The following is a 2,636-nucleotide window of genomic DNA, read 5'->3' as shown; positions in this document are numbered from 1 at the left end:
AAAGCTTGTCATCAATCTTACACCACTCTAGTTGGGCAAACTTGCGCCACTTTGGTTTTATCATCTTGGTGGGCATAAGGATTAAATGCTAAAGCGTTTGGGCTTAAGCTAGGCCACTCTAGTTGGGGCTTTTCTAGCCTTTTGGTATCAATTGCCCGTTTGACTATTAAAATGCTAGCGCATTTTGCAAAAGCCTAGGGGCTTTTGCTCATTAAACACTACGCGTTCCGCTACGCTCCATTAAACCCTTCGGGTTTAACCCTTGCCCTCTCCCTAGCAAAATGCTAAGATGTGGGGGCACTTGGTTAAGTGTGTGTTCTTTGTGCCTAGCGTGGGCATCTTAAATTCCCAATTATAGTAAGCTCATCGTTTCTCTCCCACGCTAGGAATCCTTGAATCTAAGGGAGCAGGATGTGGAACTTTATAACAAAATCCAAGAATTATTAGAAGCCAATAAAAAGACCAGACAAGAGAGTATCAGCGTGTTAGAGCTAGCCCGGGGCACGCTAGCCAAACAGGTTAAAATGCACTTTGAGGCCAAGGCCAAAGAGTTAGAGCAACGCTACGACCAGGCGGTGCAAGAGAAGATTAACGATCCGCAAGTGGCTAGCGATGTGGCCAATAATTTAAACAAAATGGCCGCCCAAGAAGTGGCTAGGGCAATGCCGGCTTTAGAGCGCAATATCCAGACCGCGCTATTGGCCAAGATTGAGACCAAGGCCCTAGCCCAAAGTGCCCAAGAGAGTCTTAAAGAGGATTTGCGCGCGCAAATAGACACAAAAAGGATTTTTAGCCCAGAGGAGTTAAATGTCTTTTTAGAGCGCGCTAAGGGCGAGATTGTGCAAGAGTTCAGGCAGAGTATCCAAACAAGCCTCTTTGGAGTGTGGCAGGCGCAATTAAGATCGGTGCTTGCCCAAGGGCAAGAGGATTTACAAGATGCGCTTTTAGAGCTCAAAGAAATGGGGAAAGAAGTGTTAGAGGCCCAGTTTTTGCCCCTAGTCCAAGAGGAAATTACACGCCTTGACTTTAGTTTTCTCAAAGAACAGCACGCCCTTTTTTACCCCGCCATTGAAGAGCATTTAAAGGAAATGTTTTTAAAAGAGTTGGAACGGGATTTTATGCAGGCCTATTGGCAGGACTTCATCACCGACTTTTTAAACCAACAGGCCCCGCTCAAACGCCTTAAAGAAATCGAATTTGAGGCCCAAACGCACTTAGAAAGTTTGCTATTGGGCAATGCGGTTAAAATGCTCCAAGAGCAAGAGATGGCTTGGATGCAAATACGGCTCAAAGAGTGGCAATTTAAAAATGATGTGGCCCTTGCCCTCAAAAAGCAAGAGCTCATCAAGCAGGGCATTTTACAAGATGAGTGGCTACACACAAAAGCTTATAAGGTGAATTGATGGGATTAGCAGAGATGACGCAACGGGCTAGCCAAGCCCTTAAGGAAAACGCGCAAGAGGTTTTAGAGAGGCTCAATAAGACCCCCAATGGCACTAAAACCCTTTTGGCTACACAAGGCTATAAGCAGACAGAGAGTGCCCAAGAGGATAGCCCCCCTAAGCGGGACTTTAGTCCCTTCATCATTGAGGAAAACCAGGGGAATATGGATGCCCCTATAGAAGGGCAGGCAAGCTTACCCCCATCAACGGGGATTAAGCAACTAGATAGCAAGATTAAAGGCAGGAATCTAAGCCTCTTTGATTATTATATGGCTAAAAACTATTTGGGGATTAACCTAGGCGTGTTTTTGGGCGGGAGTTTGGAGCTCAACCAAAAGGTGGCTAACCGCACCAAAGCCACGAGCGATATATACGAGACCATTAAGGCCCTTGATCTAGGGGATAATATCATCAACAAGGCCCAAAAGAATAGCGGCCTTTTTAATGGCTTGTTGCGCAAGGCTAACCAATTGACCAGCGGGGTAGTGCCCCTAGGGGCTGAACTAGCCCAAACCGATACGGCGGTCAATCAATACACCTACAGCACCGCAAGGGCATTAACCAATGGGAAGGTGACTAACCAAACCCTAGATGATCTAAAACACATCACGCGGATAGGTTTTAGGGGGGCTAAGGAATACACCGCCAGGCTAGGGGAAACCCAAAACATCAATCTAAACTACTTGACCAGCCAATTGCACAACTTGCAGGCCTTGGGGGGCAAGATCACCCCGGATATGTTGGGCAAGTTAGCCGAGTACAGGCTTAAGGCGCGCTATATCCAAGAAAGCGGTGGGGATATTGATTTGCGCGCTTATAACAAATTAGGGGGGCAATGATGGCCACCTTGATTTTTAATGGGCAAAGTAGTCGCCAAGAGCTTAACCCCGGAGACAAAGCCAAAGACTATCTAGTGACCATCACCGGATGCAAGGGGGAAGATGCCAGCTATGGGCCAGAAAATGCTTGGCAACATAGCTATTACAAACAGGGCAACCATGGGGCTTTGGTGTATGTGGATATTGATAACGCGAGGATTAACTTTACCATTGCCGGAGGCCAAGGGAGCCTAACAGCCCTAAGACGCACGGGTTATAGAACCACAGAACAGCAGTGGCGCGACACTTCTTATTGGGGCAAGGAGGCTTATACCACAACAGAGGAGTATTGGGACACCGAGCGTTATTGGATATA

The 2,636-nt window shown here is 47.1% G+C and carries 3 protein-coding genes; all 3 read left to right on the top strand.

What is annotated here, in order from left to right:
* The first annotated feature begins 413 nt into the window (after positions 1 to 413).
* Positions 414 to 1,403 (top strand): hypothetical protein, encoded by a 990-nt coding sequence (locus FNE76_RS07975; RefSeq protein ID WP_235852324.1) that lies wholly within the window; start codon positions 414 to 416, stop codon positions 1,401 to 1,403.
* Positions 1,403 to 2,281: a hypothetical protein gene (locus FNE76_RS07970; RefSeq protein WP_120948831.1), complete on the top strand. Its 879-nt coding sequence runs from the start codon at positions 1,403 to 1,405 to the stop codon at positions 2,279 to 2,281. The genes FNE76_RS07975 and FNE76_RS07970 overlap by 1 nt, the downstream gene beginning before the upstream one ends.
* The coding region (locus FNE76_RS07965; RefSeq protein ID WP_143928486.1) for a hypothetical protein at positions 2,281 to 2,636 on the top strand (356 nt) is incomplete at its 3' end. The genes FNE76_RS07970 and FNE76_RS07965, both read left to right, overlap by 1 nt.

The sequence above is a fragment of the Helicobacter mehlei genome (genome assembly GCF_007280785.1).
Classification (GTDB): domain Bacteria; phylum Campylobacterota; class Campylobacteria; order Campylobacterales; family Helicobacteraceae; genus Helicobacter; species Helicobacter mehlei.
The sequence above is the reverse complement of the archived record's forward strand: the minus strand, read 5'-3'. Positions and strand labels throughout refer to the sequence as shown.

Bases quoted from the DNA above. Each gene is read 5' to 3' on its own strand.
- FNE76_RS07970 (WP_120948831.1), top strand. From the start codon at position 1,403: ATGGGATTAGCAGAGATGACGCAACGGGCTAGCCAAGCCCTTAAGGAA.